Source organism: Streptococcus suis (assembly GCA_024583055.1).
Taxonomy (GTDB): Bacteria; Bacillota; Bacilli; order Lactobacillales; family Streptococcaceae; genus Streptococcus; species Streptococcus suis_V.
Map to the genome: position 1 here is coordinate 225,808 of CP102145.1, position 23,992 is coordinate 249,799.

Genomic DNA, 23,992 nt, shown 5'->3' on the forward strand with positions numbered 1-23,992 from the left:
TGGTAGAAAGGAGGGTCTATGGCTGGAAACATCAAGGGAATTACGATTGAAATTGGTGGCGATACCCAACCCTTACAAGATGCACTTAAGGGTGTAAACAAACAAGCATCTGAAGCTACCAAAGAACTAAGACAGATTGATAAGGCTCTCAAGTTTGATACTGGCAATGTCACTCTTCTGACGCAAAAGCAGGAAGTCTTGGCAAAACAAGTCGAGACAACCAAAGAAAAATTGTCAACGCTCCGTCAAGCCCAATCACAGGTGGAAGCTCAATTTAAGGCTGGGGATATTGGGGCAGACCAGTACCGTGCCTTTCAACGTGAGGTGGAAACTACTCAAAGGCTGTTAACGTCCTATGAAACTAAGTTAGCTGATGTATCATCAACACTTGAGAATCACGGTCGAGCTAGTAGTTCAGCGGCTCACCAATTAGATAAACTCCAAGTGGAGCAGGGGCAGTTAGCAAGTGAGATGAACAAGGTCACGTCTCAATTTGAGTTACAAGAAAGTGCTTTGTCATCCAATAGTTCCGAAGCAGAACGCAATGCCATAGCCCAACAAAAGATTGGAGCACAGTCAGAAATTGTTTCTAAACAAATTTCCAATCTCGAAAAGCAACTAGCCCTGACAAAGAGTGAATATGGTGAGAATTCCATTGAAGCGAATAAGATGGAAGCTGAGTTGAACCAAGCAAAGACCGCACTCAATAACCTGAACAATGAGATGGATGAGACCAAATCCTCTGCTGATGGTGCTCAGGATGGCATGAAAGCCATGTCTGACACCATTCGGGCTGAGGCACTTCAAGCGACCAGTGAGAAGCTAGCAGACATCTCTCAGAAAATCTTCGAAGTCGGAACAGAGTCCATGTCTGCGGCAGCTCAACTTCAAGCCAGCAATGCCCAATTCTCTACCGTATTTGGGGATATGGAGAATGCTGCTAAGGATGCCCTCAATAAGATTGGGGAAGAGATGGACATTGTTCCAGAGCGTCTTCAAGGCTCCTTCACTCAGATGGCTTCCTTTGCCAAAACCTCTGGAATGGATACGGCTCAGGCTTTGGATCTGACCACTCGTGCCACCAGAGCAGCGGCTGATGGGGCAGCATTTTACGACAAATCCATCGAAGAAGTCACCGAAAACCTGCAGTCCTTCCTCAAAGGAAACTATGAAAATGACGCAGCTCTAGGTATTTCTGCGACAGAAACCACTCGTAATGCAGCGGCGAACAAGCTCTATGGAAAGTCCTTCAATGAACTATCAGAAGCTCAGAAGCAGTTAACCCTCCTTCAAATGGTAGAGGACGGCAATGAACTCTCTGGAGCCTTGGGACAAGCTGCAAGGGAATCAGATGGACTGGAAAACGTTCTGGGTAACTTAAGACAGTCTGGAACTAATGCTCTAGCAGCAATCGGTCAACCGATTCTGGAGATGCTTATTCCAGTCTTCCAAAGTTTGGCAGACATTGTTAGTCAACTAGCAACTTGGTTTACCAACTTATCCAGTCCCATCAAGGAAGTCGTCATTATCTTCACAGGTATTTTAGCCGTGGTAGGTATGTTACTTCCTATTTTCTTGGGCTTACAGGTTGCGGCAGCCGCTATGGGGACAACCGTTGTTGGAATGATAACGGCATTTTTGCCGATTGTGGGGATTATTGTTGGTATTGTAGCTGCCATTACCTTACTGATTGTTGGGTTAAAAGAACTCTGGACGAATCACGAAGGCTTTCGAACGGCTGTGACGGAAATCTGGAATAGTATCTATGCCTTTCTGTCCATGATCATCCAGCAGATTTCTAGTTTTGTTATGTCCATCTGGGGAACGCTAACCACATGGTGGACTGAAAACCAGCAATTGATTCTAAATGCTGCAACCACGGTATGGAATGCCATCAATACGGTTATTCAAACGGTGATGACTATTCTTGGACCGCTCATCCAAGCAAGTTGGGAGAATATCAAACTCATCATCACAGCCGCTTGGGAGATGATAAAGATTGTGGTCGAGACTGCTATCAATGTGGTACTTGGTATCATCAAGGCAGTCATGCAGGTTATCACTGGTGATTGGACTGGCGCTTGGGAAACCATCAAACAGGTCTTGTCGATGGCATGGGAGGGCATCAAGTCCCTTATTTCCTTAGCCCTCAATTTCATCGCCCAGTACATCTCAACTGCTTGGACAGGTATCAAGAATACCATCTCAAATTTACTGACAGCTATCAGTTCAGTCGTTTCATCCATTTGGTCAGCAATCCAATCAACCATATCTAATATCTTATCCAATATTGGAGTCACGGTATCCAATATTTGGAACGGTATCCGAAACACGGTCTCTAGTGTCTTGAATGGCATTTCAAGCACGGTGTCATCTGTTTGGAATGGTGTCAAGAATACCATTTCAAATGCCATCAATGGAGCGAGAGATGCCGTAAGTAACGCTATTAATGCCATCAAAAATCTCTTCAACTTCCAAATTCGCTGGCCGCATATTCCCCTCCCTCACTTTAGGGTGTCAGGATCTGCTAATCCTCTTGATTGGTTGAAGGGTGGTATTCCAAGAATTTCTATTGATTGGTATGCCAAGGGAGGTATCTTAACCAAACCAACGGCATTTGGAATGAATGGTAATAGCCTGATGGTTGGTGGTGAAGCAGGAAAAGAAGCGGTGTTGCCTTTGAATGAACAAACATTGGGTGCAATTGGTCGAGGAATCGCAAAGACCATGACAAGTAATCTACCAACCATTCACATCACTATTTCAGGTAACACAGTTAGAGAAGAGACTGACCTTCACCGACTTGCAGAGATGGTTGGAGAGAAACTAGTGTATGAATTAGAACGCCAACAAGGATTGAGAGGAGTGAAACCATGATTAGACATAATGCATTAACCATTGGTGGAGTATCCACGTCTAGTTTTCCTTTTAAGGTAATCGTGGAAGATAGTCCTTCAATCACAGTAAGTGAAAGTAAGTCGCAATTGATAGAACACCAAGGCCTGTCAGGAGCGGTTCTTCAAACCAATCCTCGCAGAAGTGTCATGGAACTGAGCTACACCCTCTATCTTGTAAAACCTAGTGAAGAACAGTTATTTTCCTTTTTGAAGCTATTTTTGAAAGAAGGATTTTGGCTTGAGAACGCTAGTTTCAAGACTATACGATTTTGGTGTTACAAAGTTCACCATACTCCAGTTCAAAAGGATAAGCTGGGGGTGTATGAGCTTAAGGTTACCTTTTCTTGTCACCCAACCAAGTGGTTCAAAACGACGACCTCGCAGGTGTTTAGGTCTAGTGGTACTTTGAGAAGTCAAGGTTCAGCCATTGCTTTTCCAAAGATTACCATAAGTGGCAACTCAAGTAGTGAAACTAGCTTTACGATTGGGGATGATGTCATCCGCTTGGAGCGATTACAGGAAACACTCATTATGGATAATAATCCTAGTCAGCCAAGTTTTAAGACACAAAGAGGTCAGCCTGTAAAATGGACTGGCGATTTCATTACCATTGATGCAGGCAGAAATGACTCAGTTGGAGTTGTCTTAGGTTCTGGCATCACATCATTAACAATAGAAACGAATTGGGGGTGGGCATAGTGCTATCATTATTAGACAAAACTGTTCGAACAGCAAAATGGCATGGAAAACCACTCCCAGAAACCATTAAGGCAAGTGTCAAGGAAACCTTGAATGGGGATTTTGTCCTGAACTTTACCTATCCGATAACAGACAGCGGACTATTTCGAGAGTTAAAAGAGGACTACCTCGTTCGTAGCCCAGTTCCAGTATTGGGACATCAGTTGTTTCGGATAAAGAAAGTCATCGAAGGAGACACCAGTCTTGAAGTTGTGGCCTATCACATTTCAGATGACATCATGACGAGGTTAGTATCGCCATTTAGGTGTGAACAGGTACCCTGTGCAACAGCACTATCAAGCATGGTCATGGCAAGCAAGTCTCCATTGGGAGATTTTTCTTTTACCAGCGACATTGTCAAGAACAGAACCTATACAACGGACAAGGAACAGACGCTTTACTCCAGCTTGTTGGATGGCAAACATTCTATTATTGGAACTTGGGAGGGGGAACTGGTTCGTGATAATCTTGCCCTAACTATAAAGGTTGAGCGAGGACAAGACCGTGGGGTGGTCATTTCTACTCACTACAATTTGAAAAAGTATCAGAGAACAAAAGAAAGTTCACAGATTATCACTCGCATTCATGCCACTTCAAGTTTTAAACAAGAGGGGCAGGATAGGGAAACTGTACTTCAAGTCACAGTAGACAGTCCACTGATAAACTCCTATCCATTCATCAATGAAGTGACCTATACCAATAATAACCTCAGGTCTCGTCAAGAGTTAATAGAGTGGGCTAGTAGCAAGTTTCGCTTAGAGGGAATTGATAAGCCAAAAGATGCCATTATCATTGAGGCATTTGAGTTAGATGGTCAAATGGTTCATCTAGGCGATACCGTAACTTTAAAAAGCAAGCTACACGGAATTGATGTGAGGAAGAAAGCCATCGCTTATGATTATGATCCTTTAGCTAAGAATTACCGCTCTATCACATTTGATGATAAGGCAAGTATCGGAACAGGTAAAACTGGCGTTAGCTTAAGTACACTAGCAAATAATCTCCTTGATGGGAATAGGCGGAGTGAGGATGTTGCCGTTGAAATTGCCCTTGAAAATGCCAACAGAGCCTTTGATGCAGAATTTGAGAAACGTCAAGTAGCCATTGATAACGCTATTGAACAGGCTCAAAGTCATGGGGAGGTCTATGCGGATCGATTAAAGGCCAGCATTGATAGTGAACTTTCTTCTATTCACCAACAGATGCGGAAACAAGAAGAGGAGCAGCAACGCACAACTCGTGATTTATTGGCAAAGGCTGGGGTAAACACCAACCTAGCCACAGAAGCCAAACTGAAGGCAGAACAGGCTCAAACTGGGGCCACAGAAGCCATCAGAAGAGCAGAACAAGCCAAGCTTGATGCCATTAAAGAAGCTAACCGCTTGACTTCAACGGAGCGTAGTCAGACAGAGTCCAAAATTGCGACAGCAAAATCACAAGCTATCTCTGAAGCTAGTCGATTGGTTGATGTAGCAAAATCACTGTTGAGTGGAAAGTTGGCAACTGTCAGTACCAATCTCTCGCAAACCAAGGAGGATATAAAACTTCTTGCGAGTAAGCAACTTGTAGATAGTCTGACTGGTCGAGTAATTAGTGCAGAATCCATGATTCAAACGCAAGCAGACCAAATTTCCCAGCGTGTTAAGACTAGCGATTTTAACCAAGCAAAACAGAGAATCGAAACTGCAGAGTCAACGATTACGCAATTGGGGAATCGGATAACAACTGAGATTCGAGAGACCGTAGCTAAGATTCCAGTTGATTTTGGTGGTCGAAATTACATACTAAAAAGTGATACTTATATTACATCCGGGAGTAAGTTTCTAGATAGTGCTTCGGACTTTATCGACTATGCTCAGGCAGGAAAGTTTGTGACGATCAGCGTTGATATCAAGGGGGAAAATCTGTCGCCTGATGAAAGAGGACAGTCTAGGATAGGATGCGAGCTACGCTTGACTTTATCCAATGGCAATCCTCTCTATCTAAACTGCTATAAAGTTGTTTCAGCAACCCAACCTCGCGAGCGAATATACCGAACGGTTCGTATTCCTGATGGTGTATCGGTTGTTAGTGTAGCAAAGCTCAATCTTTTTGTGCAAGTCAGAGGAAATGCCTTAGCTGGAAGACCAAAGTTTGAACTTTCTTCTATGCCTACTGACTGGTCACCTGCTCCTGAAGACTTAATCACAGATCTCAGTCAAACCAGAACACTAATTACTCAGACAGCTGAGGGCCAAACTCAGCTGTCTACAAAGCTTACTCATACTGAGAATAAAATGATGAATGCTGAAACCCAAATCAGGCAATTGTTGGGTGATGTGGCTAGTAAAGTATCTAAAATGGACTATGACAATCTCAAGAGTACAGTTGAGAATCATACGACAAGTATTAATCAAACGACCCAGTCCATTTTACTTAAAGCTGACAAGACCTTTGTGGACGGTGTGAAATCTACGGCAGAAGCAGCCCTTTCAAAAGCAACTAGCAATGCGACAATGATTAGTCAGACCAAGTCTGAGCTGACTATTGCCAATAATGCCATCTCACAGAAAGTCGCAAAGACAGATTTTAATAGCTTGACTGGTCGAGTAACAAGTGCAGAATCCACTATCCGAACACAGGCTGGGCAAATTGAACAACGACTAACAAGTACGCAAGTTGAATCAGCTATTAACTCAAAAGGCTACCAAACCAAGTCACAGGTCGATTCCAATATTACTGGTCGTGGCTATCTAACCAGCAGTTCTCTCCAACCCTATGCGACGACAACTAGTGTGCAGAATTTGGTTAGAACCACCTCTGATAGTTTTACCCAGAGAATCAGTCAAACGGAAAGCAGAATCCCTACCTCAGTTTCGCATCGCAACTTAATAGCTGGTACTTCGGATAGATGGGGTGCTTATCAGACGATAAATGCCAATAGTAACTGGGTAGCCCCTTTAGGAAGAGTTCAATTTGGAGATAGTAGTGGTATCTATGTTGGATCAAAAGTTCATTTATATGTTCATGTCTCAGCGGATGAGATTACCTTTGACCCTGCTGTAACGACTCGTACTATGAAACTTCAAGGTCCAATATTGGATAGTCAAAATGTTTGGACATGGACCAACTGGAATTTGTATCACCCTTTCTACAATAAATGGAGTAGCAATCTGACAACGGGTAACAACTATCGCTTAATTAAACTGACCGCCACCGTCACTCAAGAGATGTACCAACACTCTAAAGGATTTGAACTTCAAGTCAGAGTTGATGGGGTTAAGACTGGTAAGTTCCATGTGAGAGCCTTAATGGTATCAACTGGTGATCTTTTTCCAGACTATTGGACACCGTCATTAGACGACTTTACGACGGTTACCGCCTTTCATGAAGTGCGGGATACTGTAAGCAGTCATACTCGAACAATTGGAGATCACACCAATCAAATCAGTCAGGTTGTTCAAACGGCTAATGGGATTGTGACACGAGTTGGCAATCTAGAAACAAGTCGAGCGACAATGGCGGCAGTGAATGCCATTCAAACTCAGGTTTCAACACTTGCTGGGTCGTGGTCGGTTAGAAATCTGACCAGTGCAGGAACAGTATTAAGTCAACTTAATCTCAATAAGGATGGCACAGTCAAGATTGATGGTAAACTCGTCCAAATTACAGGTACTACCTACATCCAAGATGGTGTCATTGCGAGCGGAAAGATTGCAAGTCTTGATGCAGGTAAGATTACGTCAGGCATCATCTCGGCAGCTCGTATTGGAGCAGAAGCAATCACTGCGGATAAGTTAAAGGTTGACCAGGCTTTCTTTACCAAGTTTATGGCAACAGAAGCCTACCTCAAGCAGTTGTTTGCCAAATCGGCCTTTATAACACAAGTGCAGTCAGTAACCCTATCTGCCAACAAAATTTCAGGCGGTATTTTGTCAGCCATCAACGGAGCTATGAAAATCAATCTTTCACTTGGGAACATCAAGTTCTTTACCAACTCTCCATCCATTTCTCGAGAGGTTAGTGGATATCCCCACCAATGGGTTTCCTTTGAGACAGGAACGTCAAACGGGAAACCATGTGGTGTAACCATTATTGGTTCGAATCGATGGAACAACTGGAATGCCAATGACGGTGGCTTTGTAGGGATTCGAGCATGGAATGGTACTGATACCGACCAAATTGATGTGGTAGGTGATAAAGTACGATTAGCTAGTGCTCCATATACCAATCCAGATGGCTGGGAAATAGTAACGTTGCCTAACCGACTTAGTATCGATGCCTATAAAGCATCTGATCGACCAAGTTCCATTTTGAATATCGGAGATATCCGCATCTATCGAAATGGGACAACCTATGTCAGCTTGAAAGATGTACTTCATCAATTCAATCACAATTTTAAACACTTAGTAAACATCACAGGTCGAGGTGACGTCATCTTGACATGGGATACGATTAAATAAAGGAGTTCACAGATGAATCTAGAACAAATCAACCAATCATTAAAACTAACTATCCAAGAGCTTGTCACAAAGCTCTCTGATGAAATAACCGCTAAGAACCTCATTGCCATCCAATTGGTGGAAAGGGATGAGGAACTTAGCCTACTGCGTAAAGAAAAACAGGAATTGACTGAGCTATTAGAAGTTCAGACAAAACCTGAAGAAGGGAAAGGAGAATAGTTATCATGGCACTTCTCAATATTGACAAAGTAACAGAACCATTTGATTTGGAGACAGCTCTCGCTTACATGCGTAAGAATGGAGAGTTCATTCGTTGTAAGACAGCAGAGCAGGATTTTTACATGTATCTTGAAGAAGTAAGGCGACCTGCCATTAAAAATGGAAAGCGACAGTTGGTTACAACAGAAACAGTTTGGGCTTTTAATCAGTGGGGTAGTACGACATTAACTCTGAACCTTTCTGATTTATTCCATGAATGTTTTTATCTGATGCGGTTTGATGAGAACGGTCAACCGGATTGGTCAGACCCTACCATTGTACAGGAAGGTTCAGTAGAAAGCGAGGTGACCGATGAAGGAACTGTTAACTCTTAATAAGATTTTATTTTCCATGATTGGAGGCTTGATTGGTAGTCTATTTGGAGAGTTGGATGGTATTCTATATGCCCTACTTGTCTTCATTATTATTGACTATCTAACAGGAATTTTTGCGGCGGTTGTAGAGAAACAATTGTCTAGTAGTATTGGTTTTCGTGGCATCTTTAAAAAGATAGCCATTTTATTTTTAGTTTCACTAGGTCATATGATTGATACTGCAATCATCAAGCAGGGTGGAACGATTCGAACCATGGTCATTTTCTTTTATCTCAGTAATGAGGGGTTAAGTATTTTAGAAAATACCGTTCGAATTGGTCTACCAATACCTGAGAAACTACAAGCAATCTTAAAACAAATCAACGAGAGGTGAGTAGATATGGGAAAGCATCTAGTCATTTGTGGTCATGGACAAGGGCGAACAGGCTATGATCCTGGAGCAGTGAATGCCAAACTAGGCATCACAGAAGCAGGAAAGGTTCGAGAATTAGCCAAGATCATGTCTAAGTACAGTGGACAACAGATTGATTTTATTACCGAACAAAATGTTTATGATTATCGGAGTATTACTAGTATTGGAAAGGGATACGACTCGATTACTGAATTGCACTTCAATGCCTTTAATGGTAGTGCAAAAGGAACAGAAGTCTTGATTCAATCTTCCTTAGAAGCGGATAAGGAAGATATGGCTATCCTATCTCTTCTTTCACGTTATTTCCAAAATCGTGGCATTAAGAAGGTAGATTGGCTCTATAATGCCAACCAAGCAGCAAGTCGTGGATACACCTATCGTTTGGTGGAAATTGCCTTCATTGATAATGAACAAGATATGGCGATTTTTGAGAACAAGAAAGAGGATATTGCGAGAGGTCTTGTATCAGCTATAACAGGAGTTGAAGTCAAGACCATTGTTCCCTCGCCCCCCAGTTCAACCGTTGGGAGTTCAGGAACTCCTTCAAAACCAATCTATCTTGTTGGTGATAGTCTTAGGGTGTTGCCTCATGCGACTCATTATCAGACTGGTCAGAAAATCGCCAACTGGGTCAAGGGGCGCACCTACAAAATCCTCCAAGTAAAAAATGTTCACCAGTCCAACAGTAAGAGAGCATATCTACTTGATGGAATCAAGTCCTGGGTGCTTGAGCAGGATGTAGCAGGAACAACCAAAGGCCATAGTGAGCAGACCTATCAAGCACAGAAAGGCGATACGTATTATGGAATCGCTCGGAAGTTTGGTTTAACAGTTGATGCCCTTCTTGCGGTGAATGGCTTGAAGAAGACGGATATTTTAAGAGTTGGACAAACTCTAAAGGTCAACGCGGCTTCAAGGACAACAACCGCTATTCCAACCAGTGTTGCAAGTCGTGTGGTTGCATCAGCATTATCCAAGGTCGGTCAAAAGGTGACCGTTCCATCTAACCCTTACGGTGGACAGTGTGTCGCCTTGGTGGATAAGATTGTGCAAGAGTTGACGGACAAGAATATGTCCTATACTAATGCCATTGACTGTTTGAAGAAAGCAAAATCAAATGGTTTCCAAGTAATCTACGATTCTTGGGGTGTGAATCCTAAAGCAGGTGATTTCTATGTCATTCAAACAGATGGTATGGTATATGGGCATATTGGTGTCTGTGTGACGGATTCTGATGGAAAAAGTATTGATGGTGTGGAACAGAATATTGATGGATATTCTGACCATAATAAGAACGGTATCAATGACCAACTAGAAATTGGTGGCGGTGGGATCACTCGTCGTGTGAAACGTCAATGGATGGCGGATGGCTCACTCTACGATTCAACTGGAACAGTTAAACTCGGTAAAGTTGTTGGTTGGTTTAGAATTTCATAATTTAGTAATAAGCCTGGTGGGAACATCAGGCTTTATTTTTTTGCCTTTTTTTCAAAAAATGCGGAAAAATTACTCCCAAACCTACCTAGTAAGGTAGGAGGAATATTTGTATTCCATGAACTATGGCATAAATTTATCAGGTCGAATTAGTTTGTCTGATAACTTGACTAATTTTCCCTTTAGAGTGATATATAGTGTGCCATTACATAGGAAGGAGAGTAAATGTTCGTAAAAAAGATTAGAGTCAATAATCAAAAACACAAGCAGAGGATCTGTGCCTACATTCGAGTTTCGACGACTAATGGAAGTCAGTTAGAATCGTTAGAAAATCAGAAACAGTATTTTGAAAACCTGTATTCCAATAGAGACGATATTGATTTTGTAGGTGTTTATCATGACAAAGGTATATCTGGTTCTAAGGATAATCGTCCAAATTTTCAAGCCATGATTGAATATTGTCGTAAAGGTATGATTGATGTTATTCATACCAAGTCGATTGCCCGCTTTGCCAGAAACACGGTTACAGTTCTTGAAATTAGTCGTGAACTGAAGGCAATAGGAGTAGACATATTCTTTGAGGAACAAAACATTCATACCCTTTCAAGTGAAGGGGAAGTGATGCTTTCAGTATTAGCGAGTATTGCAGAGGACGAGTTGAGGAGTATGAGTGGCAATCAACGTTGGGCATTTCAAAAGAAGTTCCAACGAGGTGAGCTAGTCATTAACACCAAGCGATTCTTAGGATACGATTTAGACGAGAATGGTGAGTTGATTATCAATCCAGAAGAAGCTTTGATAGTCAGGCAAATATTTGCACTTTACCTTGAAGGGTATGGTACTCATCGTATTGCCAAGCTGTTAAATGAAAAGGGCGTTGCGACTGTTACAGGTGCTAAATGGCATGACACCACAATCCGTCAAATGTTAAGCAATGAAAAGTACAATGGTTCAGTCTTATTGCAGAAGTATTTTCACGATGGTGTGAATGGTCCTAAAAAATTGAATCAGGGTGAACTCGAACAATACTTTATAGAGGATAATCATGAAGCCATTATTTCTATGGAAGATTGGCAAGCAGTCCAGGACAAACTAATCAGTAGAAGATGGCAACAAGGTAGAAACAAAACCTATAAATTTACGGGGTTATTAAAGTGTCAGCATTGTGGTTCGACTTTAAAGAGACAAGTTTCTTACAAGAAAAAAATTGTTTGGTGCTGTTCCAAATACATAAAAGAGGGAAAAGCAACTTGTCAGGGTATGCGAGTGCCAGAAGTAGATATTTCAAATTGGGAGATAACCTCAACTGTTACAGTAATAGAAAGGGATAGAAATGGGGAAAAGTATTACAGTTATTCCGGCCAAGAAAGTGCAGACCAGTGTTCAACATCAGGTCAGGAAGAAAATCAAAGTAGCCGCATATTGTCGAGTGTCCACCGACCAAGAAGAACAGCTATCAAGTTATGAAAACCAAGTTAATTATTACCGAGAGTTTATCTCTAAACACGAGGACTATGAGTTAGTTGACATCTATGCGGATGAGGGCATCTCAGCAACCAATACCAAAAAACGTGATGCTTTTAACCGGTTGATACAAGATTGTAGGGCTGGTAAGGTGGATAGGATTTTGGTTAAGTCCATCAGTCGATTTGCGAGGAATACCTTGGATTGTATCAAGTATGTCCGTGAGCTGAAAGACCTAGGCATTGGTGTTACTTTTGAGAAGGAGAACATTGATAGTCTTGATTCAAAAGGAGAAGTTCTCTTGACCATACTTTCATCCCTTGCTCAAGACGAATCACGGTCAATTTCTGAGAATGCCACTTGGGGTATCCGAAAGCGATTCGAACGTGGTGAGGTCAGAGTCAATACCACCAAGTTTATGGGCTACGATAAGGATAAAGATGGCAACCTTATCATCAATCGAGAACAAGCCAAAGTGGTAAGATACATCTACGAGCAATTCCTAAAAGGCTACACCCCAGAAAGCATCGCTAGAGACCTCAACGACCGAGAGGTTCCTGGTTGGTCGGGTAAGGCTAACTGGTACCCCAGTTCCATCTTGAAAATGCTTCAGAATGAGAAGTACAAGGGTGATGCCCTTCTTCAGAAAACCTACACCGTGGATTTCCTCACCAAGAAACGAACGGAAAATGATGGTCAGGTTAACCAGTTTTATGTTGCCAACAACCATGAAGGTATCATTGATCACGAGATGTGGGAGACGGTTCAGCTCGAGATAGCAAGGCGAAAGGCTTTTAGAGAAGAACATGGTATTCCTTTTTACCACCTTCAAAATGAGGACAATCCTTTTATGACAAAGGTCTTCTGTGCCGAGTGCGGTGATGCCTTTGGACGAAAGAACTGGACGACTAGCCGAGGAAAAAGGAAGGTGTGGCAATGTAACAATCGATATAGGGTCAAAGGACAGATTGGCTGTCAGAATAACCATATTGATGAAGAAACGCTAGAGAAAGCCGTAGTAATGGCTGTAGAACTATTGAGTGAGAACGTGGATCTATTGCATGGAAAGTGGAATAAGATTCTGGAAGAAAATCGTCCGCTAGAAAAGCATTTTTGTTCGAAGTTGGCTGAAATGATAAACAAGCCTTCATGGGATTTCGATTCGTATGAGATGTGTCAGGTTTTGGACAGTATTACAATTTCAGAAGATGGGCAGATAAGTGTAAAATTCTTAGAGAGGACTGAGGTAGGCTTGTAAGTGACTGTGACCGAAAGGTTGCAGTTTTTTTGTTGTTTCGTGGTATAATAAAACTAATTTAATGAATGATAAAAGGATAGGAGGACTAAATAATGGCAAATGAACTACAGCCGCTTTCTTTACTTTTTCAAAACAGACTTTTCAGAATTCCGGATTATCAGAGAGGCTATGCTTGGCAGCAGTCACAGCTTACTGATTTTTGGGATGATTTAGTAAATCTTCAAGAAGGAAGATATCACTATACAGGTTTATTGTCTCTTAAGAATCTGAAATCTTCTGAAACAACATCGTGGGGTAGTGATCTTTGGATGGAATCAAAAGGATTCAAGCCCTGTCATATTGTTGATGGACAGCAGAGACTGACAACTTTTGTTATTCTTTTAAATGAAATCGTGGAGTATTCCAGAATATTAAAAGCGAATGGAGGTTTATCCGACCGGGATATTGTGCTGGGATATGAAACGTTGGAAGATGTAGTTGCCAAATATATTTGTCAACATAGACCGCCGAATAAGCAGATAACTACATACCTGTTCGGTTATGAGGTGGACAACCCTAGTTCTGACTATTTACAGTACAAAATTTTTAATGAGCCTTATTCCGGGACCGTTAATGAAACGTACTACACAAGAAATCTGAAGTTTGCCAAGAACTTCTTTAGAGAGAATCTGACCGCCCTCTATGAGAGCGAAGGCATGGATGGAATCAATGAATTATACCTCAAACTGACGCAGAGGCTAATGTTTAACATTCATGAAATCGATGATGATTACGATGTGTTTGTAGCATTTGAAACCATGAATAACCGTGGTAAGAAACTCACAAACCTGGAATTATTGAAGAACCGACTAATTTACCTGACAACTCTTTATCCGGAAAGTAAGTTCGATAAGATGGATAAAGAGAATCTGCGTAAACAGATTAATGATACCTGGAAGGAAGTGTACTTCCAGCTTGGCAGAAATGAGAAGACTCCGCTCTCGGATGATGATTTTTTGAGGGCACATTGGATTGTGTATTTCGCTTACTCCAGAAGAAAAGGTGATGACTATATTCATTTCCTTTTGAGCAAGTTCTCTGCCAAGAATATTTTTGAAAAGAAAACGGTGGCTGTTGTCGATGACTCCTTGACGGTTGTTAGTGATACGGACTATGATTCGGATACTGACATTGAAGATGAATCTGGTGAAGTAGAAACTGTTGAGGTTTCCAAACTTGAACATGGAGAAATCCTTGACTATGCAAACAGTCTGAAAAATATGGCAAAGTACTGGTATGATACTTTCTTTCCATTCCAGAGTGAGAACCTTTCCGATGATGAAAAGGTATGGGTGGATCGTTTGAACCGCATCGGCATTGGACATTTCAGACCATTGCTTATGGCTGTTATCAGCCGAAGAGACTTGAAGCCGGAAAAGAGGATTGAACTGTATACAGCCGTTGAGAGATTTATCTTTATTTGTTTCCGTCTTGGATATTTTAATGCCACATTCAGAAGCAGTGAGTATTATCGTGCATCACGCAGCATTTACCTCAAGGAAATGGACATTGATGATTTAATCAATGATATCAATGAAACTACGGATGCCAATATCGAATATGCACTTCCGAACTTTATAACCAAGATAGAAAAGCACTTCGATAACAAGGGCGGTTTCTATTACTGGAATTCTATCAAGTACTTCTTATATGAGTATGAGTACCAGCTTGCAAAGAAAAACAACCTGGATAAGGTGAGTTGGGAGATGTTTACAAAGACTGAAAAGGACAAAGTTTCTATTGAGCATATTCTTCCGCAGACTCCGTCAAGGTTCTATTGGCGTAATCAATTTAGACAGTTTAGCGGCGAGGAAATCGAATTATTGTCCTGCACTCTTGGAAACCTACTTCCTCTTTCACAGAGTATCAATTCAGCATTGCAGAATGATAGTTTTGAGGATAAGAAAACATCCAAGAACGGTGGCCGAAGAGGTTATCAGAATGGATCGCATTCTGAAATTGAGGTTGCCAAGGAATCTGACTGGACAGCAGACCGGATTTATCAGAGAAGCAAGAAACTTCTGGAGTTCATGGAAAACAGATGGAAGTTTAGTTTTACTTCAGAACAGATGAATAAACTCATCTATGTTACATGGGTAAATGATGGCAGGGCTGTCCCAGCCCCGCTATCAGAAGAATCGGAAAAACCTGCTGATTCATCAAGCAAAGGAAAACAACCTTCTAAGCCCGTAGGCGATTTAGGGGAGCTTCAACTTAAATTTTGGTCAAGCTTTGTAGAATACTGTAAGGAAGAAGGCAGAGATACTGACATTGCTCTTCGTAAACCATTGGCACAGAATTGGTATGATATTCCTGTGAATGGTTCTGATTACCATCTTTCTTATACCGTTACACGCAGTAAGTATTTATCCTTACTGATTTATGTTTATAATAAAGAAGCGTTTGAAAGACTCGAAAGTAAGAAGAACAAGATTGAAGAAATCTTTGGAAACAAGCTTGACTGGTATTCCAGCCGTGAAGGTAGTGAGGCAAAACGCATCATCTATAAGCGTGAAGCCGATGTGTTCAATCCATCAAAGCAGGAAGAATACTTTGCCTGGATGATTGATAAATGTGATGAACTTAGTAATGCACTTGTGCAGGTCGGTGAAATGGACGAAGAACCGAAGGAAAAAGATAAGTTTTCAAAGTTGAATCAGTATCTTGAAAACTGTGGGAAAACCGAACTGACATTGACCTTTACTGATATTGAAGCCATTATTGGTTGCAACCTTTGTAAGTCAGCATACAACTATTCTGCATACTGGACTCCATCACCAACCCATACAATGCCGAATGCCATCCTAGCAGCAGGATTTAAAGTGGTATCGGTTGATTTGCATTCTAATACATTGTTATTGCGTAAACAATAGCAATTTTCGAAAGTTGTCTAATTTATAGGAGGTGTTGATATGAGAGTCTTGGATTTAGATATGGATTATTTTATGACTGAAATAGCAAGTACTCCATTTTCTTGTGAAGTAAGACTTGATGAAGAGTACTATGGGGATTCAGTATGGACTGAAGAGGAAGTTCGACAATTTTTAGAACAAAATTTAGGATTATCAAAAAATCACAAAATTCCAGGAAGAATGGTGACCGGTCATAATTAGGCACTGATATTTTGGAAAGAACTTATTAATAGTAAAATGCTTTCAGATCCTTTTGACGTTGTTCATATTGATTCTCATGCTGATTTAGTTTTGGGTGGCGCATCATGGAGTTTTTTGCAAAGTGAGTTTCTTACACATCCGATTGATTCAAGAAGAAAAATTAGCGAGTATGAGTTTTACAATAAAATAAAAGCAATTGGTATAGGTGATTATTTACTTTGGGCAGTTGCCTATAGAATGGTTTCAGGCTTTCAAAATGACAGATGTTTTATAGCTCATGGTCTGATGGCTAGTGTACATCCAGTTTAGTTATTATGGAAAAATGGCGAGCGTAATACAAGTATTTTGTTCCATAATATCATCTTAACAACTTGTAATTTCAATTCGTTCCATAATATAGGTAATCCCTATCAGCACATGTGGAGAGTGTAGTATTGATGTCACGAGCGTAAACGAAGTGTATTAATAATTATATTGTAATTAGATAGTAGGTGAAATTATGATTACTAAAAAAATTAAATCTAAGCGAGATGGACTGGAGCTCGAACTTGCTATTATAGAGCCAAGCTCTAATCCTATTGGAATTGTTCAGTTAGTTCATGGAATGTCAGAACATAAAGAAAGATACTACGATTTTATGAATTACTTAGCTCAAAACGGTTATGTCTGTGCGATTCATGACCATAGAGGTCACGGAGCTAGCGTTAAAGACTCATCTCACTTAGGATATTTTTATACAGAGGACAGCTCTGTTATTGTTGACGATGCTTATCAAGTGACAGAATACTTAAAAGAAAGATATCCTTCGTTAAGTATTTCAATATTTAGTCATAGCATGGGCACTCTTGTTTCTAGAAATTATTTAAAGAAATACGATTACGAGCTTGATAAAATAGTTTTATGTGGGCCACCAACTGAGAATAAATTAGCGGGATTTGCAGTATTTTTAGCAAAAATAAGCAGTGTTTTTTATGGCAAATATAAGCCCAATAAATTTTTTAATTCTTTATCAGCCGGTCAATATAGCAAGGGATATGAAAGCCAGCTAGATTGGATTTGCGCTAATCCAGACACAGTCAAGGAATACGATGCAGATCCGCTTTGTGGTTTTATATTTACTACAAATGCATTTATCAATCTTTTTAAATTATTAAAATCAGCGTACAATGGCAAAGACTGGAGACCAAAAAACACTGCTTTACCAATATTTTTAATAGCAGGAGAAGATGATCCTGTTATTCAAGGAAACGAAAAGTTTAAGGGTTTAGAAGGATTCTTAAAAAGTCTTGGATATAAAAACATTAAAAGCAAGCTTTATAAAGGTATGAGACATGAAATACTTAATGAAAGAGATAAAGAAACTATTTATCAGGACGTGCTAGAATTTTTACGCTCTGATACAAATAAAAAAGAAAAGATTTAGAATGTACTGACCCCAAAAAGTTGGACAAATAATTATTGAAAGGATTTAGTTCTGTATTGGACAGGACTAATGTTACTGCTTGCAAAAACTATTTATTATTAATAGAATGGAACAGATTGGATGGTAAAGGTATGATTAGAAAATTTCAAAAAGAAGATATTGAAAAGTAATATGGGATTGGCAAATGCAACATTTGATTTATTCTTGGTAAAAGTCGGCTCTGCTCAGGTAAACCTATAAAAACTGTGACAACAGGGGCTGACGGTAAGGCTATAATTGATGAGCTGGATTATGACAAAGAGTATATATTGGTTGAAACAAAGGCTCCTAACGGATATGTTTTAAATAAGGAACCTGTAAAAGTTAATGTAAAAGATTTGGATGAGGGTGAAGCCGTTATAAAGCTTTCTGTTAAAAATGATAAGGATAACAAAACTAATCCTCCTGCAAATGTTCCTACGGTAGTTAAGAAATATAAAGCTCCGGAAACCGGAGATAGCTCCAACATTAGTTTTTACTTGGTGACAGGCGTTGTTGCTTTGCTTATGTTGCTTGGATTGATTGGTAAGAACCATAGAAAGAATAATTGATTAGTCAGATGAATTAGAATGGCTTACATATAGCTATCTCTATATTGTAGTGGACTTAGAGGCAAAATCAAAGCACTTCAAGCAAATACTTGGAGTACTTTTTGATAGATGAAAGCAGGAGGTTGTATATGAAGAAGAACTATATTTTATTAACAGCGTATATGATTATAATGGGAATAGGACTTTTTATCAGTAATCATTTCTTAAATACTCCATATAATTCAACGGAGTTCAGCAGGAAGTTTTTGCCGTTTATGTTTATATTAGCGATATTGGTTTTGTACTACGGCATAAAAAATAAAAATGAATTAACCTTGCACTCAGAAAGCAAGCCGAGCTATGTATTTTCAGCACTTTTGTTCATCCCTGTAGTAGGGTTTGGACTATATTCAATTGTCAGAGGATTTAGTCCGGATTTAGCATTTGTTATATTGATAATAGATACTGCTTTGATTGGAATAGCTGAAGAAGGCATGTACAGAGGGATATTGCTTGGTGCAATGGCAAAGAAGATGAATCCGGCTCTTGCCATACTGCTGTCTTCAGTGCTATTTTCTGCATTACATTTAATAAATGTTATAGGAGGTCTATCAGTCTCCGAGCTAATGGGACAACTTTGCTCAACCTTTGTTATGGGAGTGTTCTTAGGAGCTATGTATTTGGACACACGAAAAATACTGTTCCCTATAATTTTCCATTCTCTTTGGGATTACATATTGCTCAGCGGTAGCCTTGCAGAAGTTCAAATTCTACCTATAGTATTGATAGGGGTATATGTTTTAGAGGTGGTTATTTCCCTTGTAATAATAATTAAACTTCTAAGGAAAAAAGAAAGGTTTTTCAGCTAGTAAGGGAATACAATTTTATATGCTTCTCCGACATTCAGATTGGTCGAGGTGAACGAAACTTAATAAAACTGAATTCAAAGATATGAGGCGATAGAAATGGAGTATTATACCCCAAAATCTAACGTCTTTTCTGGTGTCCGAAGTTAAAAAGATAGGGATGCGAAAGCGAAATGTGATTGTTTTTACCACCAATCCTCCTTATGAGGTAGTCGCTCTGCTGGTGAAAGCCTAGAAACCTTTGAACGAAAGCATATTGAATTGAAAAGCCTTGGAGACAAGGCTTTTTAGCTTAGGGTGGGGAAGTATCAGAGTAAGAAAATTTTTAGAGGGAGTAGAAGTGATAGCTAGAAATTATCCAATTCTATTTCCATTTACCCTGTGGGTACGTGTTTGTTTCCATTGACAAGGAGTTTGTGGGAATAGAAACGTAACCACCTTTATATCATTTAATTGATTGCCCCTGAAAGTGGAGATAAAGGGAAATGAGTAGATATAAAATGTGATATAATAAAAGAAAAATTATTGTATAGAATGAGAAGAGAGTATGAAATATAATGACTTCATAAACGAAACTATAATGGATTTTGGTTCTATAGAGTTTAAGAATATCAAAGCTTTACTTATTGGAGAGTATATTCAATTTTCCTTTAATTTATTTTGTTTATAAACATCAATTGGAACATGAAATAGTTAAAGCTAAATTCATTGAAACTCAAAATCACAAATCAATTAAGAAGTGGCTGATTCTTGCTTTCTTAAAGAGAATTTTTGGTGGCCAGGCTGATACAGTACTCTTGGAACTTAGAAAAATAATAAATGAACAAAATGATGGGGAATTTCCACTTCAATCCATTATCGATAAAGCTAAATCTCATCCAACGAAGAACTACAATTTCGATTCAGAATTTATTGATGAATTGTTTGAACGTACATATGGGGGGGACGTATTCTTCGTTTTATCTTTATTTTATCCAGATCTTGATTACTACAATCAAAACTTCCATGTTGATCATCTTCATCCACAAACTTTATTTAAACAGAAAAATTCGGAGTACGGTGATCTGCTAAGTCGTGTCTCAAATAATTGGAATAAACTTGGGAATCTGCAATTACTGAATAGTGAGTTGAATACTGCAAAAAATGATAAATTACTGAAAACATGGGCAGAAGAGAATGATATTTCTAGACAGAAACTATTCATTTCTAATGAAACTAGCTTAGAGTTTTCGGACTTTGAGGCTTTCTATAATGAAAGGGTTAAATGTATGAAAGAAAAACTAAAGACTTTATTAGAATAGTTTCGTTCAAAAGTATAATCCTAAATCTGACCAACTTTATTTCGTTCTATAGTATAGGGGGGCTCTCAGCACATGTGGAGTGTGTTGCTCCGCTCGTAAAGCCTAGAAAACTTTGAACGAAAGGGATACTGATAAGCCTTGAAACCAAGGATTTTTGTCGTATGGGGGAAGTATCAGAGTGAGGAAATTTTTGGAGTGGGTAGAAGTGATAGCTAGAAATTTTTAGTTTCTATTTCCATTTACCCTGTGGGTACGTGTTTGTTTCATTAACAAGGAGTTTGTGGGAATAGAAACGTAACCACCTCTAATATCGCCAGAATTGTCAATTGAAGTGTGAGTTATAAATTTGATACAAATTTTGATGCATAATAAAAAGACCACTTACATGGTCTTAACGAGTTACCGACTATCGATGGTAATTTATTATTGACTGGTTAAATCCATCATACCAGTATTCTTTTATTTTTGTGGCAGTAACATCTCTATTCAATTTTTGGAGGATTCAATAACAGGTGACTTATTGCCAACATTGTATGATTACACTTACATAAAATTAGAAAATTCGGGAAAAAGTATGGGGGATGTTCTTTCGTCCGCTGTACCATTTGTTAGTAAAGTTATCTCTGACGAATTTAAGAAAAATTAATTTACTTATGACTAGTTTGTAGAGATAGCCAAATTAGAATTTGTAAAGGAGAGCAATATGCACTTAAAAACGGATCGATTGGATATTCGCCCATTTTCATGCAATGATATTGAAGATACATACGAAATTTATTCTAATAAAGATGTTTGTAAGTATCTATTAGAGGATGCTTGGGATTATGAAAATAAAGGTGAAGAGTTTAATAGAAAATTGAATAACAATAAATTGGAAGGAAATTCTAATTTGAATTTAGCGGTGTTACTAAATGGAAAAGTAATCGGAGATATATCAATCTGGTACACCGGTATGAAACAAACAGTTGAAATAGGATTTGTTTTTAATCTGAACTTTTCTGGAAAAGGTTATGCAAAAGAATCTGTAAAAGCAGTAGTGAAAGAGTTGTTTGAAAAATATAATGTTCATAGAATACAAGCGAATTTGGATGCTCGAAACATATCTTCTGCTAAATTGTGCAGCAATATTGGTATGAGAAAAGAGGCTCATTTTATTAAGGATTACTGGAACAAAGATGAATGGACGGATAGTTATGTATATGGGATGCTCATTACAGACATAACAAATTAGTCTATTAGATAATCCCGGTTTGTAGGGATAGATAAATTAGAAGTTGTGGAGGATAATTTTATGATTCATGATATGAGCCTACATTCGGCACTTTTTTATGCGATACAATCCGGACAATAAGATATTGAATTACGCTTATTAGACGAAAAAAGACAAAACAGTAATCTCAGTCACTATCTTTGTGGGCTTATTGGTAAAATGATAAATTTTTTTTGATTATTGCCTTAGTCTACGTACACTTGGATATAAAACTAGGGAAATGTTGTAACTAAATTTTACAATCCTTGGATATTATTAGAGCCACTCATCAGAAAGGAAATCTATGTCAAAATTTTCCCCTACTGGACAGTCAGTCCATGAATTGTTTGCAGAATTGAAAACAGTCCGTAAGCAGGAAGATGCCTACAAATTACTAGAATTGCACCAGCGCATCAGTCAGGAGGAAGCTGTCGTTTGGTATCCCAGCATTATTGGCTTTGGTTGCTACCATTATAAGTATGATACTGGGACGGAAGGAGATTCACCCATTCTCGCTTTTGCGGCCAGACAGGCTAAGATTAGTCTTTATATTGATCAAAATCTGCCTGGACGCCAGGAGCTATTGGACCGTTTGGGCAAGCATAAGGCAGCAGTTGGTTGTGTCTATGTTAATAAATTGGCAGACATTGATATGGAAGTTCTAGAGGAAATTCTGGTCAAATCTATTGAATACCACCGTCAAAAAGGGGAGTAAAATCATGGATGAAACCTTATTGAAAAAGCTAAAGTTGGATAAGTTCACAGATGTGGCTATGATGAAACCAGCGCAGGAGGAAGAAACTGCTTTTGATGGCTATGGCTTTCCGACAGAAGTAGCGGAGAAACTTGAGCTTGGGCTAGCCTACGTTTATAGCTTAGAGGAGATGAAGAACATAATTTTGCAGGCATCTGCACAACATCTCCTAGTTGAAAATGGTTAGCTTTATCTCTTCTATCCCAAAAATAAGAACAAGCTAGGGCACGCTCCCATTCATCGAGATCACATTTTTCCCTATCTAGAAGTTACTGATGAGGATGGCTATATCAAGGGCACAGCCTACAAGTTCAATCGAATGGTAGCGCTTGATGACAACTACACCATGGTGGCAGTCAAATTCCAACCAGAAACAAAGGTCCAGTCAAGCAGTCGATCGTCAGCCAGAGTAGGCGATTATCTGGATAAGGTCGCAGACATTGAGGGGTTTTTGGAACATCATCCAAAAGAATTGAGCTTTTATCAGAGTTTAACGCCAGGCTATCAACGAGATTGGGCCAGGTATGTTTACTCAGCCAAGACAGAGGCCACGTAGAACAAGCGTCTGGCTGAAATGGTTGATATTTTAGAACAAGGCTACAAGACAAAGCAATTGTATCGAGAAGGTAAAAAATAATTGTTTATCATAGTAAAAAATGTAAATCCGAACAAATAGTAAAATAGGAGCGCTTGCACTTGCATGCTCTTCTATTTTTTTGTAGAATAGTAAAAGTGAGGTTTTAAAATGAGTAAAAAAGATAAAAAAATTGAAATCCAACTAGAAGATAGCAAGGTTGTGGTTAATAAAGAAGAATTTTCAGGCTATCGTTTGGTTATCGGAAAAAAAGTTATCGGTGAGATTGCTGAATTTGAAGAAAAAAATCTTGCAGTGGTAAAAAACGGAGCTGTTGATAGTTTTTATAAATCTTTGGAATCAGCAGTAGCAAATATTATCGAAAATTACAATTTAAGCAATTAGAAGACTTGTAATTATCACTATTCTATGGTAGAATAGTGAATGTTAGTGCGCGGAGAGATAGCGAAGAGGCTAAACGCGGCGGACTGTAAATCCGCTCCTTCGGGTTCGGGGGTTCGAATCCCTCTCTCTCCATATCTAAGATACTAAGGGCGTCAAACGCACAGTAAAAATAGGAAGTTGACAGCAAATCCTGATTTGCTAGGCAACTTATCTTTTTTACACAGCGTTTAGCCCGAGTTCATTTCAGAACGTTATCTTAGTGGTGTATTTTGGGGTATCGCCAAGCGGTAAGGCAAGGGACTTTGACTCCCTCATGCGTTGGTTCGAATCCAGCTACCCCAGTCAAGGTATTAGGTTTATCCTAATTCGTCAAAGATGTCCATATTGTTGTTGTCCTTGCGTGTGCCTTAATAAAATATATTTTATGTTGGGTCGGGAGGCCCGATTGTCGGAGGTTTATT

At 39.4% G+C, this 23,992-nt stretch carries 21 protein-coding genes and 2 tRNA genes; all 23 read left to right on the forward strand.

The features are described 5' to 3' along the window. Positions 1 to 18 precede the first annotated feature (18 nt). Positions 19 to 2,877: a phage tail tape measure protein gene (locus NQZ91_01085; GenBank protein ID UUM58003.1), complete on the forward strand. Its 2,859-nt coding sequence runs from the start codon at positions 19 to 21 to the stop codon at positions 2,875 to 2,877. Then, positions 2,874 to 3,596, forward strand: coding sequence for a phage tail protein (locus tag NQZ91_01090; GenBank protein ID UUM58004.1), 723 nt, complete (start codon positions 2,874 to 2,876; stop codon positions 3,594 to 3,596). Before NQZ91_01085 ends, NQZ91_01090 begins: the two co-directional genes overlap by 4 nt. Then, positions 3,596 to 8,077, forward strand: a complete 4,482-nt coding sequence (locus NQZ91_01095) for a gp58-like family protein (GenBank protein UUM58005.1) — start codon at positions 3,596 to 3,598, stop codon at positions 8,075 to 8,077. Before NQZ91_01090 ends, NQZ91_01095 begins: the two co-directional genes overlap by 1 nt. A 12-nt stretch (positions 8,078 to 8,089) precedes the next feature. After that, positions 8,090 to 8,296 (forward strand): hypothetical protein, encoded by a 207-nt coding sequence (locus tag NQZ91_01100; GenBank protein ID UUM58006.1) that lies wholly within the window; start codon positions 8,090 to 8,092, stop codon positions 8,294 to 8,296. Positions 8,297 to 8,301: 5 nt separating this feature from the next. After that, entirely contained in the window at positions 8,302 to 8,670 is a 369-nt protein-coding gene (locus NQZ91_01105) for a hypothetical protein (protein ID UUM58007.1), read from the forward strand. Further along, positions 8,648 to 9,043, forward strand: a complete 396-nt coding sequence (locus tag NQZ91_01110; GenBank protein UUM58008.1) for a phage holin family protein — start codon at positions 8,648 to 8,650, stop codon at positions 9,041 to 9,043. The genes NQZ91_01105 and NQZ91_01110 overlap by 23 nt, the downstream gene beginning before the upstream one ends. Before the next feature lie 6 nt (positions 9,044 to 9,049). Further along, a complete protein-coding gene (locus NQZ91_01115; GenBank protein UUM58009.1) occupies positions 9,050 to 10,519 on the forward strand; it encodes an N-acetylmuramoyl-L-alanine amidase in 1,470 nt (489 codons plus the stop codon). A 222-nt stretch (positions 10,520 to 10,741) separates the two neighbouring features. After that, complete coding sequence (locus tag NQZ91_01120; protein ID UUM58010.1) at positions 10,742 to 11,983, forward strand: recombinase family protein; 1,242 nt, start codon at positions 10,742 to 10,744, stop codon at positions 11,981 to 11,983. Beyond that, positions 11,946 to 13,238 (forward strand): recombinase family protein, encoded by a 1,293-nt coding sequence (locus NQZ91_01125; protein UUM58793.1) that lies wholly within the window; start codon positions 11,946 to 11,948, stop codon positions 13,236 to 13,238. The genes NQZ91_01120 and NQZ91_01125 overlap by 38 nt, the downstream gene beginning before the upstream one ends. Before the next feature lie 92 nt (positions 13,239 to 13,330). After that, on the forward strand, positions 13,331 to 16,150 hold the full coding sequence (locus tag NQZ91_01130) for a DUF4268 domain-containing protein (GenBank protein ID UUM58011.1): 2,820 nt from the start codon (positions 13,331 to 13,333) through the stop codon (positions 16,148 to 16,150). A 39-nt stretch (positions 16,151 to 16,189) separates the two neighbouring features. After that, positions 16,190 to 16,390, forward strand: a complete 201-nt coding sequence (locus NQZ91_01135; GenBank protein ID UUM58012.1) for a hypothetical protein — start codon at positions 16,190 to 16,192, stop codon at positions 16,388 to 16,390. A 6-nt stretch (positions 16,391 to 16,396) separates the two neighbouring features. After that, a complete protein-coding gene (locus NQZ91_01140; protein UUM58794.1) occupies positions 16,397 to 16,699 on the forward strand; it encodes a UPF0489 family protein in 303 nt (100 codons plus the stop codon). 190 nt (positions 16,700 to 16,889) lie between these two features. Beyond that, positions 16,890 to 17,813 (forward strand): alpha/beta hydrolase, encoded by a 924-nt coding sequence (locus tag NQZ91_01145; protein ID UUM58013.1) that lies wholly within the window; start codon positions 16,890 to 16,892, stop codon positions 17,811 to 17,813. 236 nt (positions 17,814 to 18,049) lie between these two features. Continuing rightward, positions 18,050 to 18,403, forward strand: a complete 354-nt coding sequence (locus NQZ91_01150) for a prealbumin-like fold domain-containing protein (GenBank protein UUM58795.1) — start codon at positions 18,050 to 18,052, stop codon at positions 18,401 to 18,403. 128 nt (positions 18,404 to 18,531) lie between these two features. Then, positions 18,532 to 19,251, forward strand: a complete 720-nt coding sequence (locus tag NQZ91_01155; protein ID UUM58014.1) for a CPBP family intramembrane metalloprotease — start codon at positions 18,532 to 18,534, stop codon at positions 19,249 to 19,251. 674 nt (positions 19,252 to 19,925) lie between these two features. After that, positions 19,926 to 20,549 carry an HNH endonuclease family protein gene (locus NQZ91_01160; protein ID UUM58015.1) on the forward strand — a complete coding sequence of 208 codons (624 nt, stop codon included), beginning with the start codon at positions 19,926 to 19,928 and terminating at the stop codon, positions 20,547 to 20,549. 703 nt (positions 20,550 to 21,252) lie between these two features. After that, positions 21,253 to 21,780 carry a GNAT family N-acetyltransferase gene (locus NQZ91_01165; GenBank protein ID UUM58016.1) on the forward strand — a complete coding sequence of 176 codons (528 nt, stop codon included), beginning with the start codon at positions 21,253 to 21,255 and terminating at the stop codon, positions 21,778 to 21,780. Between the two features lie 322 nt (positions 21,781 to 22,102). Beyond that, complete coding sequence (locus tag NQZ91_01170) at positions 22,103 to 22,513, forward strand: DUF1801 domain-containing protein (GenBank protein UUM58017.1); 411 nt, start codon at positions 22,103 to 22,105, stop codon at positions 22,511 to 22,513. A 4-nt stretch (positions 22,514 to 22,517) separates the two neighbouring features. Next, positions 22,518 to 22,739 (forward strand): hypothetical protein, encoded by a 222-nt coding sequence (locus tag NQZ91_01175; protein UUM58018.1) that lies wholly within the window; start codon positions 22,518 to 22,520, stop codon positions 22,737 to 22,739. Between the two features lie 132 nt (positions 22,740 to 22,871). Further along, positions 22,872 to 23,108, forward strand: a complete 237-nt coding sequence (locus NQZ91_01180; GenBank protein UUM58019.1) for a YdeI/OmpD-associated family protein — start codon at positions 22,872 to 22,874, stop codon at positions 23,106 to 23,108. A 189-nt stretch (positions 23,109 to 23,297) separates the two neighbouring features. Next, positions 23,298 to 23,531 carry a DUF2969 domain-containing protein gene (locus NQZ91_01185; GenBank protein ID UUM58020.1) on the forward strand — a complete coding sequence of 78 codons (234 nt, stop codon included), beginning with the start codon at positions 23,298 to 23,300 and terminating at the stop codon, positions 23,529 to 23,531. Positions 23,532 to 23,582: 51 nt separating this feature from the next. After that, positions 23,583 to 23,663 (forward strand) — tRNA-Tyr (locus NQZ91_01190). Positions 23,664 to 23,801: 138 nt separating this feature from the next. Continuing rightward, positions 23,802 to 23,873, forward strand: a tRNA-Gln gene (locus tag NQZ91_01195). Positions 23,874 to 23,992 lie beyond the last annotated feature (119 nt).